The organism is Streptomyces sp. RK62 (assembly GCF_018070255.1).
Taxonomy (GTDB): domain Bacteria; phylum Actinomycetota; class Actinomycetes; order Streptomycetales; family Streptomycetaceae; genus Streptomyces; species Streptomyces nigra.
Map to the genome: position 1 here is coordinate 179,604 of NZ_JAGPYD010000017.1, position 15,755 is coordinate 195,358.

17 protein-coding genes are annotated in these 15,755 nt (G+C 73.7%); 7 read left to right on the plus strand and 10 right to left on the minus strand.

From position 1 onward, the window contains the following. Positions 1-98 precede the first annotated feature (98 nt). The 3 genes from KBY32_RS29745 to KBY32_RS29755 are packed head-to-tail and all read left to right on the plus strand — an operon-like array spanning position 99 to position 3,909. Positions 99-575 (plus strand): hypothetical protein, encoded by a 477-nt coding sequence (locus KBY32_RS29745; RefSeq protein WP_115506249.1) that lies wholly within the window; start codon positions 99-101, stop codon positions 573-575. Next, positions 575-3,232 carry an ATP-binding cassette domain-containing protein gene (locus KBY32_RS29750; RefSeq protein WP_210982280.1) on the plus strand — a complete coding sequence of 886 codons (2,658 nt, stop codon included), beginning with the start codon at positions 575-577 and terminating at the stop codon, positions 3,230-3,232. Before KBY32_RS29745 ends, KBY32_RS29750 begins: the two co-directional genes overlap by 1 nt. Continuing rightward, positions 3,229-3,909, plus strand: coding sequence for an ATP-binding cassette domain-containing protein (locus tag KBY32_RS29755; RefSeq protein WP_210982281.1), 681 nt, complete (start codon positions 3,229-3,231; stop codon positions 3,907-3,909). Before KBY32_RS29750 ends, KBY32_RS29755 begins: the two co-directional genes overlap by 4 nt. Here the strand turns inward: KBY32_RS29755 and KBY32_RS36025 are convergent. Both KBY32_RS36025 and KBY32_RS29765 read right to left on the minus strand, forming a co-directional pair. Beyond that, positions 3,839-4,657 (minus strand): transglycosylase family protein, encoded by an 819-nt coding sequence (locus tag KBY32_RS36025; RefSeq protein WP_210982282.1) that lies wholly within the window; start codon positions 4,655-4,657, stop codon positions 3,839-3,841. The genes KBY32_RS29755 and KBY32_RS36025 overlap by 71 nt on opposite strands. 112 nt (positions 4,658-4,769) lie before the next feature. Continuing rightward, positions 4,770-5,447 (minus strand): transglycosylase family protein, encoded by a 678-nt coding sequence (locus KBY32_RS29765; protein WP_210982283.1) that lies wholly within the window; start codon positions 5,445-5,447, stop codon positions 4,770-4,772. A gap of 542 nt (positions 5,448-5,989) precedes the next feature. On the opposite strand from KBY32_RS29765, the gene KBY32_RS29770 reads away from it, so the two are divergent. Together KBY32_RS29770 and KBY32_RS29775 are read left to right on the plus strand one after the other, a co-directional pair. Further along, positions 5,990-6,772, plus strand: coding sequence for a hypothetical protein (locus KBY32_RS29770; RefSeq protein ID WP_055622759.1), 783 nt, complete (start codon positions 5,990-5,992; stop codon positions 6,770-6,772). Positions 6,773-6,894: 122 nt separating this feature from the next. Further along, entirely contained in the window at positions 6,895-7,251 is a 357-nt protein-coding gene (locus KBY32_RS29775) for a hypothetical protein (RefSeq protein WP_055622758.1), read from the plus strand. A gap of 51 nt (positions 7,252-7,302) precedes the next feature. Here the strand turns inward: KBY32_RS29775 and der are convergent, their stop codons facing one another. From der to aroH, 5 genes are all read right to left on the minus strand, one after another. Next, on the minus strand, positions 7,303-8,781 hold the full coding sequence (gene der, locus KBY32_RS29780; protein ID WP_055622949.1) for a ribosome biogenesis GTPase Der: 1,479 nt from the start codon (positions 8,779-8,781) through the stop codon (positions 7,303-7,305). A gap of 78 nt (positions 8,782-8,859) precedes the next feature. Beyond that, a complete protein-coding gene (locus tag KBY32_RS29785; protein ID WP_055622948.1) occupies positions 8,860-9,447 on the minus strand; it encodes a 1-acyl-sn-glycerol-3-phosphate acyltransferase in 588 nt (195 codons plus the stop codon). A gap of 53 nt (positions 9,448-9,500) precedes the next feature. Beyond that, positions 9,501-10,187, minus strand: coding sequence for a (d)CMP kinase (gene cmk / locus KBY32_RS29790; protein ID WP_210982284.1), 687 nt, complete (start codon positions 10,185-10,187; stop codon positions 9,501-9,503). A 131-nt stretch (positions 10,188-10,318) separates the two neighbouring features. Continuing rightward, positions 10,319-11,404 (minus strand): prephenate dehydrogenase, encoded by a 1,086-nt coding sequence (locus tag KBY32_RS29795; RefSeq protein ID WP_210982285.1) that lies wholly within the window; start codon positions 11,402-11,404, stop codon positions 10,319-10,321. After that, positions 11,401-11,763, minus strand: coding sequence for a chorismate mutase (gene aroH / locus KBY32_RS29800; protein WP_055622755.1), 363 nt, complete (start codon positions 11,761-11,763; stop codon positions 11,401-11,403). The genes KBY32_RS29795 and aroH overlap by 4 nt, the downstream gene beginning before the upstream one ends. Before the next feature lie 240 nt (positions 11,764-12,003). Here aroH and KBY32_RS29805 point away from each other — a divergent pair, with 240 nt between their 5' ends. Both KBY32_RS29805 and KBY32_RS29810 read left to right on the plus strand, forming a co-directional pair. Continuing rightward, a complete protein-coding gene (locus KBY32_RS29805; RefSeq protein ID WP_055622754.1) occupies positions 12,004-12,432 on the plus strand; it encodes a Rieske (2Fe-2S) protein in 429 nt (142 codons plus the stop codon). A gap of 22 nt (positions 12,433-12,454) precedes the next feature. Continuing rightward, positions 12,455-13,198, plus strand: coding sequence for a DNA polymerase beta superfamily protein (locus KBY32_RS29810; RefSeq protein WP_210982286.1), 744 nt, complete (start codon positions 12,455-12,457; stop codon positions 13,196-13,198). Here KBY32_RS29810 and KBY32_RS29815 read toward each other — a convergent pair. Genes KBY32_RS29815 through KBY32_RS29825 form a run of 3 tightly spaced genes read right to left on the minus strand, consistent with a single transcriptional unit; the run spans position 13,124 to position 15,642 of the window. Then, positions 13,124-13,873, minus strand: a complete 750-nt coding sequence (locus tag KBY32_RS29815) for a DNA polymerase beta superfamily protein (RefSeq protein ID WP_210982287.1) — start codon at positions 13,871-13,873, stop codon at positions 13,124-13,126. The genes KBY32_RS29810 and KBY32_RS29815 overlap by 75 nt on opposite strands. A 3-nt stretch (positions 13,874-13,876) precedes the next feature. Next, positions 13,877-14,899 carry an ADP-ribosylglycohydrolase family protein gene (locus tag KBY32_RS29820; RefSeq protein WP_210982288.1) on the minus strand — a complete coding sequence of 341 codons (1,023 nt, stop codon included), beginning with the start codon at positions 14,897-14,899 and terminating at the stop codon, positions 13,877-13,879. Next, positions 14,896-15,642, minus strand: a complete 747-nt coding sequence (locus KBY32_RS29825) for an NUDIX domain-containing protein (RefSeq protein ID WP_210982289.1) — start codon at positions 15,640-15,642, stop codon at positions 14,896-14,898. Before KBY32_RS29825 ends, KBY32_RS29820 begins: the two co-directional genes overlap by 4 nt. Between the last annotated feature and the right edge of the window lie 113 nt (positions 15,643-15,755).

The window sequence follows — 15,755 nt, forward strand, 5'->3', positions numbered from 1 at the left end:
GCTTGCAGGAGGCATAGTGCAAGCCATTGGCTGACATGGACAGGCACATGCGTGGAGAGCCGGCGCATGCACACCGAGGCGACGTGTGGGAGCCAGCGATGCGGACGATGCGACTGCGGACCGTGCACCCCGTCCTGTGGGCCGGCTGGGCCGCGCTCGCCGCGGGCGCGGTGCTGTGCGTCCTCGGCTGGTACGGCGTCTCCGGCGAGCGGTTCGCCGAGCGGCAGCTGCCGTACCTCGCCTCCTGCACGGTGCCCGGCGCCGCCCTGATCGTCGCCGGTTCGGTGCTGATCACCCATGGCCGGGGCGCGCTCGCCGCCGCGCGCGTGGAGGAGCTGTACGGCCTGCTGGTCGCCGCCGAGCCGGAGGGCACGGAGCCGGGCACGGCGTCGGCGGCGGCGCCGCTCGCGGTCAGCGGGGAGCTGCTGATGGTGCCCGGCGGCACCCTGTGGCACCGCGCGGACTGCCCGCTGGTCGCCGGGAAGGCGGAGGCCGTGCCGGTGGACGCCAAGCTCGTGCGCGGCGGGGAGCTGAGCCCCTGCCCGATCTGTGAGCCCGCCGAAGCGGACGACTGATGTCCGGCCTGACCTACGACCTCACGCTGGCCGGTCTGTCCGTCGGCGCCGCCGCCGCGCTCACCGGCATCGGCCTGGTCGTCACCTACCGGGCGACCGGTGTGCTGAACTTCGCGCACGGCGCGATCGCCATGGTGTGCGCCTATGTGCTGCGGCAGTGCGTGGTGGAGTGGGGCTGGCCGCTGTGGGCGGGCGCGACCGTCACGCTCCTGGTCCTCGCCCCCGGTATCGGCATGGTCCTGGAGCGGCTGGTCTTCCGGCCCCCGGCGATGGCCGGCAACGATCCCGCGCGGACGCTCGTCGCGTCCATCGGCGTGTTCGTGCTGCTCGTCGGCGGGGCGGCACTGCTGTGGGGCCAGGGCGCGCGGGAGGACGCGCCCCGGCTGCTGCCCGCGGAGCCGTGGGGGCAGCTGGGGGCGGCGCTGGTGCTCGCGGCGGGCGTGGGCGCGGTCGTCCGGTGGACCCGGTTCGGCCGGGAGCTGCGGGCGGTCGTGGACGACCGGGAGCTGGCGGTCCTCACAGGCGTCGACGCGGACCGGGTGGCCGCGGCCGGCTGGGCGTTCGGCGCGTTCACGGCCGGTCTGACCGGGGTGCTGCTCGCCCCGGCCGTGCGCCTCGACCCGTACGGACTGCCGCTGCTCGTCATGGAGGTGGTGGCGGTCGCGGTGGCCGCGCGGATGCGGAGCCTGCCGGTGGCGGTCGCGGTGGCGCTCCTCATCGGTGTGGCGCAGAGCCAGCTGACCCGGCTGCACCCGTCGGGCTGGGCCGCGCCGCTCGTCCAGGCGGTCTCCACGAACCTGTTCGTCGTCGCCCTGCTGGTCGCGGCCCTGGCGCTGCCCCGGGTGGGCACCCGCGACGCCCTCCCCCGCCCGGCGGCCGCGCGCCGGCCGGTCCCGGTGGGCGTCTGGATCGTGGCGGGCGTCCTGTTCCTCCTCCCGCTGGGCCTGGCCGGTTCCGACCTGCACACGTCGGTGCAGGTGCCGGCCCTGGCGGTCGTGCTGCTCTCCCTGGTCGTCGTCACGGGCCGCGGGGGCCAGATCTCGCTCGGGCAGGCCGCCTACGCGGGATTGGGCGCCCTCTTCACGGCCCTGCTGGCGGCGGGCCGCTTCCCGGGCCTGCCCCGGCTGCCGGAACTCGCCGCCCTGCTGGTGGCGGTGGTCCTGGTGGCCCCACTGGGCCTCCTCACGGGCTGGCCGGCGATCAGCCGCCGGGGGCTGGCGCTGGCGCTGGTCACGTTCGCGGTGGGCGTGGGCGTCAGCCGGTTCGTGTTCGCACAGCCGTACGCCGTGTCCGGGCTCTCCCTGGGCCGCCCGGCGGGCTTCGACGACGACCGCGCCTACTACGTCCTCGAACTGGTGCTGCTGACCGCCGCCCTGCTGGCGGCCTGGCTGCTGCGCCGGGGGCGCACCGGCCGGGCGCTGGCGGCGATGCGGGACCATCCGTCCGGGGCGTCGGCGGCGGGCGTGCGGGTGCCGTCCCTGAAGCTCCTGGCCTTCGTCACGGGCGCGGCCCTGGCGGCCCTGGGCGGCGGCATGCTCGGCATGGGGCTGCGCGCCTTCGACCCGGGCGCCTACGACCCGGTGCGCAGCCTGCTGTGGTTCGCGGCGGTGATGGTGCTGGGCGCGGACAGCACCCTGGGCGCCCTCGGTGCCGCGGCCCTCCTGGTCGGCCTGGACGCGGGCACCCGGGGCGGCCTCGCGGCGGCCCTGATCGGCGTACTGGCGGTACTGGTGGGGCGCCTGCACGGAGGCCTGTACGAGACGCTGCGCACGGCGGGACGACGGAGGGACGGGACGGCCCGGCTGACGGATCTGGGCACCCGGACCCGCGACCGGCTGCGCCGGGCACCGGCGCCCGCGACGGCTCCCCCGCCGGCCGGACTCACCCCCTCACGGGCCGTCCACGCACAGCCGGCCGTGACCGCACGGCGTGAGCACGCGCGCGTAGCGCCGCCCGCCCCGGCCGTACTGGAAGCCCGCGGCCTCCGCGCCCGCTACGGCGGCTTCGTCGCCCTCGACGACGTCAGCCTCACCGTGCCGCCAGGCTCCGTCACCGCGGTCGTCGGGCCCAACGGCGCTGGAAAGAGCACCCTGTTCCACTGTCTCGCCGGCACCCATCACCCCGCTCGTGGACGGGTCCTCCTGGGCGAGCGGGACATCACCGGGCTGCCCGCGCACGCCCGGACCCGGCTCGGGGTCGCCCGGACCTTCCAGCAGCTGGCCGTGTTCCCGTCCCTCACCGTGGCCGACAACGTCCGTGTCGGCGCCGAGCAGGGCCGGGTGCCGGACCCGGCGGCCGTCGAGCGGGCGCTGCGACTGCTGGGCCTGGACGGCCCCGTCCGGGCGCTGCCCGCCGCAGGTCTGCCCACGGGCACGCTCCGGCGTGTGGAACTCGCCCGGGCGCTCGCGGGCGGCCCGCGCGTCCTCCTGCTCGACGAGCCCGCCGCCGGACTCGACACGGCGGAGGTCGCCGCGCTCGCCCGGATCCTGAGGGCCCTCGCCGCCGACGGCACGGCCCTGCTCGTCGTGGAGCACGACCTCGACCTGGTCGCGGACCTCGCCGACACCGTGCACGTCATGGCGGCCGGCCGCGTCGTCGCCTCCGGCCCGCCCGGCCGGGTCCTGGACGCGGCGGAAGCCCTGGAGGCCCCCGCATGACGACCGTCTCCCTGCGGCACGCGCGCGTGCGCTACGGCCCGCTCGAGGCCCTGCACGGCGTGACGCTCGCCGCCGCCGGGCCGGGCGTCACCGTGCTGCTCGGCCGCAACGGCAGCGGCCGTACGACCGTGCTGCGCGCCCTGGCCGGGGTCGTGCCCCTCGCGGCGGGGACGGTGGTGTGGGACGGCGTGGACGTGACCCGGACGCCCGCGTACGAGCGGGCCCGCCGGGGCATGTGCCTGGTGCCGGAGCGCCGGGCGGTGTTCGGCTCGCTCACCGTGCGCGAGAACCTCGAACTCGCCTCGCCCTCCCCCGATCCGGCCCTGGACGCCTATCCCGCGCTCGTCCCGCTCCTCGCGCGCCGCGCCGGCACGCTCTCCGGGGGCGAGCAGCGCATGCTGGCGCTGTCGCGCGCGTTGCTGTCCCGCGCGCGGGTGGTCCTGGTGGACGAGCCCGCGCAGGGCATGTCACCGGCGGTGGCCGCCCGGACGTACGAACTGCTGGCCGGCCTTGACGCGTGCGTGGTCGTCGCCGAGCAGCGACTGCCGCCCGCCCTGCGGGAGCGGGCGGCAGTGGTGCACGAACTGCGCCGTGGCACGGTCGTGTTCAGTGGTGAGACCAGTGAGTACCGGCGCCGTTCTGCGGCACGGGCAGGAGGGTCGACCCCCTCGGCATGAGCAGCAGCGCGCCCGGGATCAGCAGGTCCTCCAGCCTCCGGTCGGGGTAGGCGGGCTGGTGCGCGCCGGTCTCCCGCCCGGGCTCGACCGCCTGTTCGGTCTTCGGGGACTTGCCGGTCCCGGTACCGGTGGTGGACTCGGCGGGCTTGGCCGGCTTCTTCGGCTTGCTCGCTGTCGGCGCGTCACCCTTGGCGGGCTTCTCGGCCTTCGCGGGCTTCTCGTTCTTGGCCGGCTTCTCGTTCTTCGGCTTCTCGGTCGCGGGCTTCTCGGTCTTGGGCTTCGCCGGCTTGGTGGTCTGAGCCGGCTTCGCGGGCTTCTTGGCGGCGGGCTTCTCCAGCGTCATCCGGCCGGCGAGCCCGTACCGCCGGGAGCACTGCGGCCAGGCGCCCCAGCCCTGGACCGCCACCACCTTGACGGCGATGGTGATCTGCTCGTGGCGGGAGGCGAGATCCGCGCGCGGGGCGAACTTCAGCCCGCCGAAGGCCTCCCAGGTGGACTGCGAGAACTGCAGCCCGCCGTAGTGGCCGTTGCCGGTGTTGATGTGCCAGTCGCCGCCGCTCTCGCACTGGGCCACACAGCCCCAGGGCCATTGGTCCTTGGCACAGGACAGGGACGCCGGTTTGGGCGGCGGCCCGGACATATGTGGTGCGGAGGTCCCCCGGGGGGCGTACGTGGCCTGCGACGTCCCCGGGGTGACGGCGGTCAGCAGGACGGCGGCCAGGGCGATGGTCAGCGGTGCGTTCTTCATATGAGCACGCTAGGCAGCTCATCGCGGCGGTCCCGGCGCGGCGCGTCCGAGGGCGGCCGGGCCCCACCCGGTCGGCGGACCGGGCGGGGCCCCGTACGAGGGTGTGCGCGGATCAGAGTTCGAGTCGCTGCCCGGGCACGATCAGATCGGGGTCGTCGCCGATGACGGCCTTGTTGGCGGCGTGCAGCCGCTGCCAGGTGGTGCCGTGCCGGGCGGCGATGCCGCTCAGCGTGTCGCCCGCGCGGACGGTGTAGTCGCCGCGCGAGGAGTCGCGCGCGGTGTGCCCGGGCGCACGGTCCGGCGTTCGCGCGGGAGTCGACGGCGCCGTCTTCTTCGGCGGGGCCGCCTTCTTGGCCTGGGCGGACGGGGAGGAGGCCGCCGGGGCGCTCCCGTTGGCGCCGGCGCGGGCCGAACAGGTGGGCCAGGCCTGCCAGCCCTGAGCCCGCTGGACCTTGGTGGCGACGGCTATCTGCTGTTCCCTGGAGGCGCGGTCCGCCGTGGGCGCGTACGCGGTGCCGCCGTAGGCACGCCAGGTCGAGGGGGCGAACTGGAGTCCGCCGTAGTAGCCGTTGCCGGTGTTGATGTGCCAGTTTCCGCCGCTCTCGCACTGGGCGATGCGGTCCCACACCCCGCTGTCCGCCGCCGTGGCGTCACCGGTGGCGGTCAGCAGTCCGAGCGGGGCGAGCAGGGCCGCTCCGGCGAGGACCGCCTTCGCGCGGGTCCGGTTTCCGCCCGGAGCCTTCGGCGCCTTGCGGACGTCGTGGTGAGTGGTATCGGCACATTCGGACATATGGTTCCCTCTCCGAGGACCCGGGGTCCTCGGGCGGTGCGCCGCCGTACGCGCCATGGGACGCGTGGCCGGCGCCCGTCCCGTCCGCCGTGAGGGTGGTGCTGGGTTCCGGCCGATGTCGCAGGCCGGTCGGCGGACTTGCCCGGGCGGTGCTCGTTGCACACGGCGGAGGAATCTAAGGAGCCGGGCCGCCCGGCATCAACCAACTCCTCGTCGTGCCAGGCCAGTTCGCCGTTACCTCAGGTATCGGCGATTTTCGGCCACCCACTTCATTCCGTGATTTCGGGATTTGTCGACCATCACCCGCGCCCGCCTGTGACGCACCCCACGCAACCAACTCGCGTACATTTCCCTCCACTTGACGGTGAGTAGGCGATTCCGGACCGATGGTGACCGAGTGCGTCGGATGGTTCGATTCCGTTCGCCCTGATGCGTGACTCCCGCCACAGATCGCCCGTTGTCTTCTTCATGAGCCCGGGACCCGCCCGGTTCACGGGCCGGGAGCCACCCGGCCCCGCCACGCCACATCCAGGGAGCCATCCGTGCCGCGCATGCTCGACGTCAGCGACGAGGTACGTGCCGAGATCGGCGACGAGGAAGCCGACCGGCTGCTCGCGGGGGAGAACGCCCCGGGCAGCTACGACTGCACGTCCTGCCGCACCCCGGGCGACTCCGGACAGGAGCGCACCAGCACCGTCCTGTTCATCGGTGAGGAGACCGCCGTCCTCGCCTTCGCCCACGCCACCTGTCTGCCCTCCCAGGTCGTCCAGGTCACCGAGGACCAGCTGCGGGGCGCGGTGAAGTCCATCACCGGCGACCGTGTCGACCCGGAGCCCGAGCGGGTCGCCCCCGAGCAGGCGGTGCTGGGCGTGACCAGCGGCCTGGTGCTGATCGCCGGGGAGCTGCACCCCGCCCTGGTCGTGGAGCCGACCGGCCCGATCGTCCGGCCCGGCGCGACCGGCTCGGGCGACGACTTCCTGCCGCTGCTGATCGAGCAGGGGTTCATGCCGGCGTCGGAGCTGGCTGAGGTCCCGCCGGTGCTGCACGGCTGGTCCGTGCTGCTGGCCATGGGACAGCTGCACGCCGTCCTGCAGCCGGGGCCGAACGGCGGCCAGCCGGTGGCCTGGTGGCAGGCCCACCAGCCGCTCCAGGTGACCGAGGGCTGGCGGGCCGCCGCCAACAAGCACCAGCAGGTGCTGATGTTCGCGGCGCCGGTGGGCTCCATCGGCCGCCAGCCCCGGGAGGACCTGCTGCGCGGCGCGCTGGACAAGGCCGCGGCCAACGGGCAGCTGGTGGCGGCCGCGCTGCCGCTCGCCGGTACCTGACCGCGCCCGTCCCGAGGACCCGTCACCGTGCGGCCCGCGCTGCTTCAGGACGGTGCCGGCGCGCGCCTCTTTGGTGCGTTCACCGGCCGCATCCCTTCCGGTGCCGGGTCGTTTGGACATACGTGCATGCATACGACGTTCCCCGCCGCCAGGGCGGCTCCTCGCCCACCCCGATCTACGACGCGCTCTACGCCGAGTACGTCAAGTCCTTCCGCTCCCTGCCGGGAGACCGCAGCGGCGAGGAGGATCTGGGGTTCGTCGCCTTCGGGAACATCCAGCGCGGTACGGGCACCTACGGCGGCCACCGCCCGGGATCGTTCAGCAGCTCGTACAGCGCCTACAGCGCGGGAGCGCACAGCGCCCGGCACCACGGCGGCGGCGGTCCGCAGCCGCAGTGGCAGCGCGTCGGGCACATCGGGCCCCAGACCGGGGGGATGCACCACGTCCCCGCGGCACTGCCACCGGCACGCCGGGGCTGACGGCATGGCGAAGGGGCGGTCCCGGGTCGGGACCGCCCCTTCGCCATGTGGTCACTTCTTCTTGCCGCGCTTCTCGCGCACGCGCACGGAGATATGGATCGGCGTGCCCTCGAAGCCGAACTCCTCGCGCAGCCGGCGCTCGATGAAGCGGCGGTAGCCCGCCTCGATGAACCCGGAGGCGAACAGCACGAACCGCGGCGGCTTGGTGCCGGCCTGCGTGCCGAAGAGGATGCGGGGCTGCTTGCCGCCGCGGACCGGGTGCGGGTGGGCGGCGACCAGCTCGCCGAGGAAGGCGTTCAGCCGGCCGGTGGGGACGCGGGTCTCCCAGCCGGCGAGCGCCGTCTCGATCGCCGGGACCAGCTTCTCCATGTGGCGTCCGGTGCGGGCCGACACATTGACCCGGGGCGCCCAGGAGACCTGGCCGAACTCGGTCTCGATCTCCCGCTCCAGGTAGTAGCGGCGCTCCTCGTCGAGGTTGTCCCACTTGTTGTAGGCGATGACCATGGCGCGGCCGGCCTCGACGGCCATCGTCACGATGCGCTGGTCCTGGACCGAGATGGACTCCGAGGCGTCGATCAGGATGACGGCCACCTCGGCCTTCTCCACGGCGGCCGCGGTGCGCAGCGAGGCGTAGTAGTCGGCGCCCTGCTGCAGATGGACGCGCTTGCGGATGCCCGCGGTGTCGACGAACTTCCACGTCACGCCGCCCAGTTCGATGAGCTCGTCGACCGGGTCGCGGGTGGTGCCGGCCAGTTCGTTGACGACGACGCGCTCCTCGCCCGCCACCTTGTTCAGCAGGGAGGACTTGCCGACGTTGGGACGCCCGATGAGGGCGATACGACGCGGCCCGCCGGCGGACGTACCGCCGAAGGTCTGTGCGGGCGCGGTGGGCAGCACTTCCAGGACGGCGTCCAGCATGTCGCCGGTGCCGCGGCCGTGCAGCGCGGAGACCGGGTGCGGCTCGCCGAGCCCGAGGGCCCACAGGTAGGCCGCGTCGGCCTCGCCGCTGGGGCCGTCCACCTTGTTGGCGGCCAGCACGACGGGCTTGCCGGCCTTGCGCAGCAGCCGTACGACGGCTTCGTCGGTGTCGGTGGCGCCGACCTTGGCGTCCACGACGAACACGACGGCGTCGGCGGCCTCGATCGCGTACTCGGCCTGGGCGGCCACGGAGGCGTCGATGCCGAGGACGTCCTGCTCCCAGCCGCCGGTGTCGACGACCTTGAAGCGGCGGCCCGCCCACTCGGCCTCGTAGGTGACGCGGTCGCGGGTGACGCCGGGCTTGTCCTCGACGACGGCCTCGCGGCGGCCGATGATCCGGTTGACGAGGGTCGACTTGCCGACATTGGGCCGGCCGACGACGGCGAGGACGGGCAGCGGGCCGTGCCCGGCCGCCTCGATCGCCCCCTCGACGTCCTCGAGGTCGAAGCCCTCTTCCGCGGCGAGCTCCATGAACTCCGCGTACTCGGCGTCGCCAAGCGCTCCGTGGTCGTGCTCCTCGCCCGAGCCCTCGGAGTGGATGTGGTCGTTCATGAAGTCCGTACCTTCGTTCATCGTGGTGATCGGTGGAGCGGCGGGTGGTCCACCCGCTGATCCACTACTCAGTGTCGCCTAGCGACCGGTCAGTCGCCTGGCGTTTTCCAGGTGTGCGGTGAGCTCCTTCTGGATGCGCTCCGTCGCCTCGTCGAGCGCGCGACGGGTGCGCCGGCCGCTGCCGTCGCCCGCGTCGAACGGGTCGCCGAAGACGACGTCCACCCGGTGCCGCAGCGGGGGCAGTGCCTTGATCAACCGTCCGCGCCGCTCAGAACTTCCCAGCACCGCGACCGGGACGATCGGGGCGCCGCCGCGCACGGCGAAGTACGCGAGTCCGGCGCGCAGCGACGCGAAGTCGCCCTCGCCCCGGGTGCCCTCGGGGAATATGCCGAGGACGCCGCCCTGGCCCAGCACGTCGAGCGCCCGGGTGATGGCGGTGCGGTCGGCGGTGTGCCGGTCCACCTTCAGCTGGCCGATGCCGGTCAGGAAGGGGTCGAGCGGGCCCACGAAGGCTTCCTTCTTGATCAGGAAGTGCACGGGCCGGGGGGCCACGCCCATCACCATGGGGCCGTCGATGTTGTGGCTGTGGTTGACCGCGAGGATCAGCGGCCCGGTGGCGGGCACCTTCCAGGCGCCCAGGACGCGCGGCCGCCACAGCCCGTACATCAGGCCGACGCCGATCCGCCGCCCGATGTCGGCACCGCGCTCGGATGCTGCTGTCACTGGGCGGCCCGCTTCTCCTCGACGAGCGTGACGACGCACTCGATGACCTGCTGGAGGGTGAGCTCGGTGGTGTCCACCTCGACCGCGTCGTCCGCCTTGGCGAGCGGGGAGGTCTTGCGGCTGGAGTCGGCCGCGTCCCGCTTCAGCAGGGCCTCACGGGTGGAGTGCACGTCGGCGCCCTTGAGCTCACCGCTGCGGCGGGCGGCGCGCGCCTCCGGGGAGGCGGTGAGGAAGATCTTGAGGTCGGCGTCGGGCAGCACGGTGGTGCCGATGTCACGGCCCTCGACGACGATGCCGTGCTCGGCGGAGGTCGCGATCGAGCGCTGCAGCTCGGTGATCCGGGCGCGCACCTCGGGGACCGCGCTGACCGCGCTGACCTGGGAGGTGACCTCCTGGGTGCGGATCGGGGCGGCCACGTCGACGCCGTCGACGGTGATCGTCGGGCCGGACGGGTCGGTGCCGGAGACGATCTCGGGCTTGCCGGCCACGGCGGCGATCGCGGACGGGTCCTCTATGTCGATGCCGTTGGTCACCATCCACCAGGTGATCGCCCGGTACTGGGCGCCGGTGTCCAGGTAGCTCAGTCCGAGCTGCGCGGCGACGGCCCTCGAGGTGCTCGACTTGCCCGTGCCGGAGGGGCCGTCGATGGCAACAATCACGGGCTTGGCGGCACCGTTTTCCACGGGAGGACACCTTCCTGGTGCTGTGGGGCGGGAGTGTGGGGACGCGAGGGCGCCCCGCACAAGGTTACCGGGCGCGCGTCACTCGTCCGGCCGCGCCCGGACCGGGCGGACGGCTCGGGCGGTGACGCCGGCTACTGCCGGATCGCCCAGCCCCGCTCCCGCAGGGCCGCCGTGAGTACCGGGGCCGCCTTGGGCTCCACCATGAGCTGGACCAGACCGGCCTGCTGCCCGGTGGCGTGCTCGATGCGGACGTCCTCGATGTTGACGCCGGCCCGGTCGGCGTCCGCGAAGATCCGCGCGAGCTGTCCGGGCTGGTCGTCGATGAGCACGGCCACGACGTCGTAGACCCGCGGGGCGGTGCCGTGCTTGCCGGGGACCCGCACCTGGCCGGCGTTCCCGCGGCGCAGCACGTCCTCGATGCCGGAGACGCCCTGGAGCCGCTTGTCCTCGTCGGAGGACTGCAGCGCCCGCAGCGCCCGGACGGTCTCCTCCAGGTCGGCGGCGACGTCCGTGAGCAGGTCGGCGACCGGTCCCGGGTTCGCGGAGAGGATGTCGATCCACATCCGGGGGTCGGAGGCCGCGATCCTGGTGACGTCCCGTACGCCCTGGCCGCACAGCCGTACGGCCGCCTCCTCGGCGCCCTCCAGGCGGGCGGCGACCATGCTGGACATCAGGTGCGGCATGTGGGAGACCAGCGCGACGGCGCGGTCGTGGGCGTCGGCGTCCATGACGACCGGGACGGCGCGGCAGTGCGAGACCAGTTCGAGTGCGAGGTTCAGCACCTCGGTGTCGGTGTCACGGGTCGGGGTGAGCACCCAGGGGCGGCCCTCGAAGAGGTCGCCGGTGGCGGCCAGCGGGCCGGACTTCTCACGGCCGGACATCGGGTGGGTGCCGATGTAGGCGGACAGGTCGAGTCCCAGCGCCTCCAGGTCGCGGCGGGGTCCGCCCTTGACGCTGGCGACGTCGACGTAGCCGCGGGCCACGCCCCGGCGCATGGCGTCGGCGAGGACCCCGGCGACATGGGCGGGCGGCGCCGCGACGATCGCGAGGTCGACGGGGCCGTCGGGAATCTCGTCGGTGCCGGCGCCGAGCGCGGCGGCCGTACGGGCCTGCTCGGGGTCGCGGTCGGCGAGGTGGACGGCGACGCCCCGCTGGGACAGGGCGAGGGCGGCGGAGGTGCCGATGAGTCCGGTACCGATGACGAGTGCGGTTCTCACTGGGCGATGTCCTTGCGCAGGGCGGCCGCGGCACCGAGGTAGACGTGCGCGATGTCGGCGCGGGGCCGGTCGGACTCGATGTGCGCGAGGACCCGGACGACCCGGGGCATGGCGCCCTCGATGTCGAGTTCCTGGGCGCAGATCAGCGGGACGTCCACGATCCCCAGCTTGCGGGCGGCGGCCGCGGGGAAGTCGCTGTGCAGATCGGGTGTGGCCGTGAACCAGACGCTGATCAGGTCGTCGGCGGTGAGGTCGTTGCGCTCCAGGATGGCGGTGAGCAGGGCTCCGACCCGCTCGTCCATGTGGCCGGGCTCGTCCCGCTCCAGCTGGACGGCCCCCCGGACCGCTCGTACCGCCACGGCGCTGCTCCTCGTCGACGTACCGATCATCTCGTGCCGGTCCAGCCTAGTCAGGCCGTACGCGGCCCACGTACCGCGCCCGTACGGTGAGACACCGCCCGGACAGGGCGAATGCTCGGTTTATCGCCTTGTTCCTGAATTACCACTCCTTGGGCGCTTCGGGTGCGAAGATGCTGCTGCTCCGCCCGGAGCGGGTCGCCCACGGCCTCTTCCCCCTCGCGCACACCCCGGAGTGACGACATGACCAACCGTCCGACGCGACGCGACCTCCTCATCGCGACGGGCACGGCGGGCGCCGCGGCGCTCGCCGTCGGCTGCGGCGACTCCGGCGACGGCGACTCGTCGACGAGCGTCTCCCCCGGCCGCTCGGGCGAGACCCCCGGCCAGGAGCTCACCACGACCGACGACGTCCCGGTGGGCGGCGGCAAGATCTTCTCCGACGAGAAGGTGGTGGTGACCCAGCCGGAGGAAGGCCGGTTCAAGGCGTTCTCCGCGATCTGCACGCATCAGCAGTGCCTGGTCTCCACCGTCTCGGACGGCACGATCAACTGCCCGTGCCACGGCAGCAAGTTCAAGATCACGGACGGTGCGGTGGCGAACCCGCCGGCCACCCGGCCGCTGCCGCCGAAGAACATCGTGGTGGAGGGAAATTCGATCCGCCTGGTGTGACCGGGCCCGTACGCTGCCGGGCATGCGCCCCGAGACCCTGGTCCGCGACCACACGATCTACGCCTGTGTCATGGGGTCGCGCGCCTTCGGTCTGGCGACGGACGGCAGCGACACCGACCGGCGGGGCGTGTTCCTCGCCCCCACAGCCCTGTTCTGGCGCTTCGAGAAGCCCCCGACGCATGTCGAGGGACCGCTGCCCGAGCAGTTCGGCTGGGAGCTGGAACGCTTCTGCGAGCTGGCCCTGCGCGCCAACCCGAACATCCTGGAGTGCCTGCACTCCCCGCTCGTCGAGTACGCCGACGCCACCGGGCACGAACTGCTCGCCCTGCGCGAGGCGTTCCTGTCCCGGCAGGTGTACGAGACGTTCACGCGGTACGCCCTCGGCCAGCGCAGAAAGCTGGAGGCGGGCCTGCGCGCCCACGGCACCCCGCGCTGGAAGCACGCCATGCATCTGCTGCGCCTCCTGGGAAGCGCCCGCGACCTGCTGCGCACCGGCCGGATGACGCTCGACGTGGGCGACGCGCGCGCGTCCCTGCTGGAGGTCAAGCACGGCGAGGTGCCGTGGCCGGAGGTGGAGGCCCGGATGACCCGTCTCGCCGCGGAGGCGGAGGAGGCGCTGCACCGCACTCCGCTGCCGGCCGAGCCGGACCGCCGCCGGGTGGAGGACTTCCTGGTCCGGGTCCGGCGCGCCTCAGCCCTCCAGCCGTATGCGGACGACAAAGGCGTGCAGGGCGTCGTGGACGCTCGGGGCGTCGGGCAGCGCTGAGTCGGTCTGCGCCTCGTCGAGCACGGCGTGCAGACGCTCCACGTCGGCGGCCACGCGCGCGTGCTCGACACCGGCGTCCCCGTGCTCCCGCTCGGCCTTCGCCGCGATCAGCTCGGGCAGATAGGCGGGTGCGTCGACCGCTTCCAGCAGGGTGGGCAGATGCGCCTCGATCCCGCCGCCGCGCATCAGATGGATGCCGGTGAGCAGCGCGCGGAACGTGTAGAGCAGCGGCTTGAGCTCGCCGGTCCGCTCGAACAGCCGCCACTGGGTGGTCGCGAACCCCCGGTAGTGGTGGGCGTGGTGGGTGGTCAGCACGCCCGGCGCGAGCCCGGCCAGCTCGTGGTGGGCGTCCGTGGTGTGCACGACGAGCGGGGAGAGCAGCTGCTCCAGCACATAGCCGTTGCGGCGCAGCATGAGCCGTACGAACTTGCGCAGGTCGTGGGTGACCAGGTCCATCTCGACGCCGTCGCGCACCCACATCCGGGAGCGGGTCTCGTCCGGCTCCCGCAGCCCGACGAGGTCGGCGGCCGGGAGCAGGTGCACCCCGCGCAGGTCGACGTCCGAGTCGCGCGACGGGAAGCCGTACAGATGGGCGCCGGAGACGGTCGCGAACAGCACGGGGTCGGGCTGTTCGGCGACGACCGGCGTGAGGTCGAGGGCGAGGGCGTCGAGCATCGGTCAAGCGTCCCAGAGCGCTCCGAGGGCGAGCAGGTCGCCCCGGTACTCGATGCGGTCGGCCCAGTCGGCGGGCCAGGCGTCGGCGCCGAGGTGGGCGCCCGCGAACGCCCCGGCCAGGCAGGCGATCGAGTCCGAGTCCCCCGCGGTGCAGGCGGCCCGGCGCAGCGCGGTCAGCGGCTCGTCGACGAACCACAGGAAGCACAGCAGCCCGGTGGCCAGGGCCTCCTCGGCGATCCAGCCCTCACCGGTGGCCAGACACGGGTCGGTCTCCGGCGACACGGACCGCACGGCCTCCTTGAGCCGCTCCAGCACGGCCAGGCACTCGTCCCAGCCGCGTGCGATGAAGTGCTCGGGCGAGGGGTCCTGGGAGCGGGTCCACAGGTCGCCGAGCCAGCGCTCGTGGTAGCGGGTGCGGTTGTCGTAGGCGTACGACCGCAGCAGCCCGACCAGTCCGGCCGGGTCGGCGCCGCGCGCGAGGAGGTGCACGGCGTGCGCGGTCAGGTCGGACGCGGCGAGCGCGGTGGGGTGCCCGTGGGTGAGCCCGGACTGCAACTGGGCGGCGCCGGCGCGCTGTTCGTCGTCGAGCCCGGGGACGAGACCGAGGGGGGCGACGCGCATGTTGGCGCCGCAGCCCTTGGAGCCGATCTGGGAGGCGTCCTGCCAGGGCCTGCGCTCGTCCTCGAGCAGATCGCAGGCGACCAGGCAGGTCCGGCCGGGCGCCCGGTTGTTCTCGGGCGACCTGTACCAGTCCACGAACTCCTCGCGCACGGGCCGCTCCAGCCGCTCGGGTCCGAGCGGGCCCCGGTCCATCGCCGTCCGCAGCCCCTTCCCCAGGGCCAGGGTCATCTGGGTGTCGTCGGTGACGATCGCGGGCTTCGGCAGCGCCATCTCGCGCCACGGCCCGCACTTGGCGAGGATCGACGGCACGTCGTTGAACTCCGTCGGGACGCCGAGGGCGTCCCCGAGGGCGAGGCCGAGCAGGGAGCCGGTGGCGGCACGCTTGCGGACGGTGGTGGCGGTCATGCGGGGCGTCCTTCCGGGGTGTCCGGGGTGGGCCTGAGCAGGGGCGGGTGGAGGGTGGCGGCGGTGCCGGCGCGGTACAGCGCGGCCGGTTTGCCCCGGCCGCCGGTGAGCCGGGCCGCGCCGGGGACGGGCTCGACGAAGCCGGGCGTGCCGAGCACCTTGCGCCGGAAATTGGGCCGGTCCAGGGAGGTCCCCCACACCGCCTCGTAGACCTGCTGGAGCTCGCCGAGCGTGAACTCGGGCGGGCAGAAGGCGGTGGCGAGACCGGAGTTCTCCAGCTGGGCGCAGATCCGTTCGTGGGCGTCGGCCAGGATCCGGTCGTGGTCGAAGGCGAGCGGCCGGGCCCGGTCGTACGGCACCCAGCGGGCCTGTGCGGCGTCGCTGCCGCCCTGCGGTTCGGGCGGGTCGGGCAGCAGGGCGGTGAAGGCGACGGTGACGACCCGCATCCGGGGGTCGCGGTCCGGCTCGCTGTAGGTGCGCAGCTGCTCGAGGTGCAGACCGCTGACGTCCGACAGGCCGGTCTCCTCGGCGAGTTCGCGCCGGGCGGCCGTCTCGGCGGACTCGTCGGGCTGCACGAAGCCGCCGGGCAGGGCCCAGTGGCCCCGGTACGGCTCCTGTCCGCGCTCGACGAGCAGCACGTGCAGGGCGCTGTCGCGGAGGGTGAGGACGGCGAGGTCGGCGGTGACGGCGAAGGGTTCGTACGCGTGCCGGTCGTACCCGTCGGGCACCGTGGGTCCGGGCATACCGGGCCACCCCCTTAATGGTCAGTACGACTATTAGTCACTCTGACCATAAAGGCGCGGCGTGTGATTCCGCAACCCCCAAGGGCCCACCGGCCCGCCGCAAGTCCCCCGGC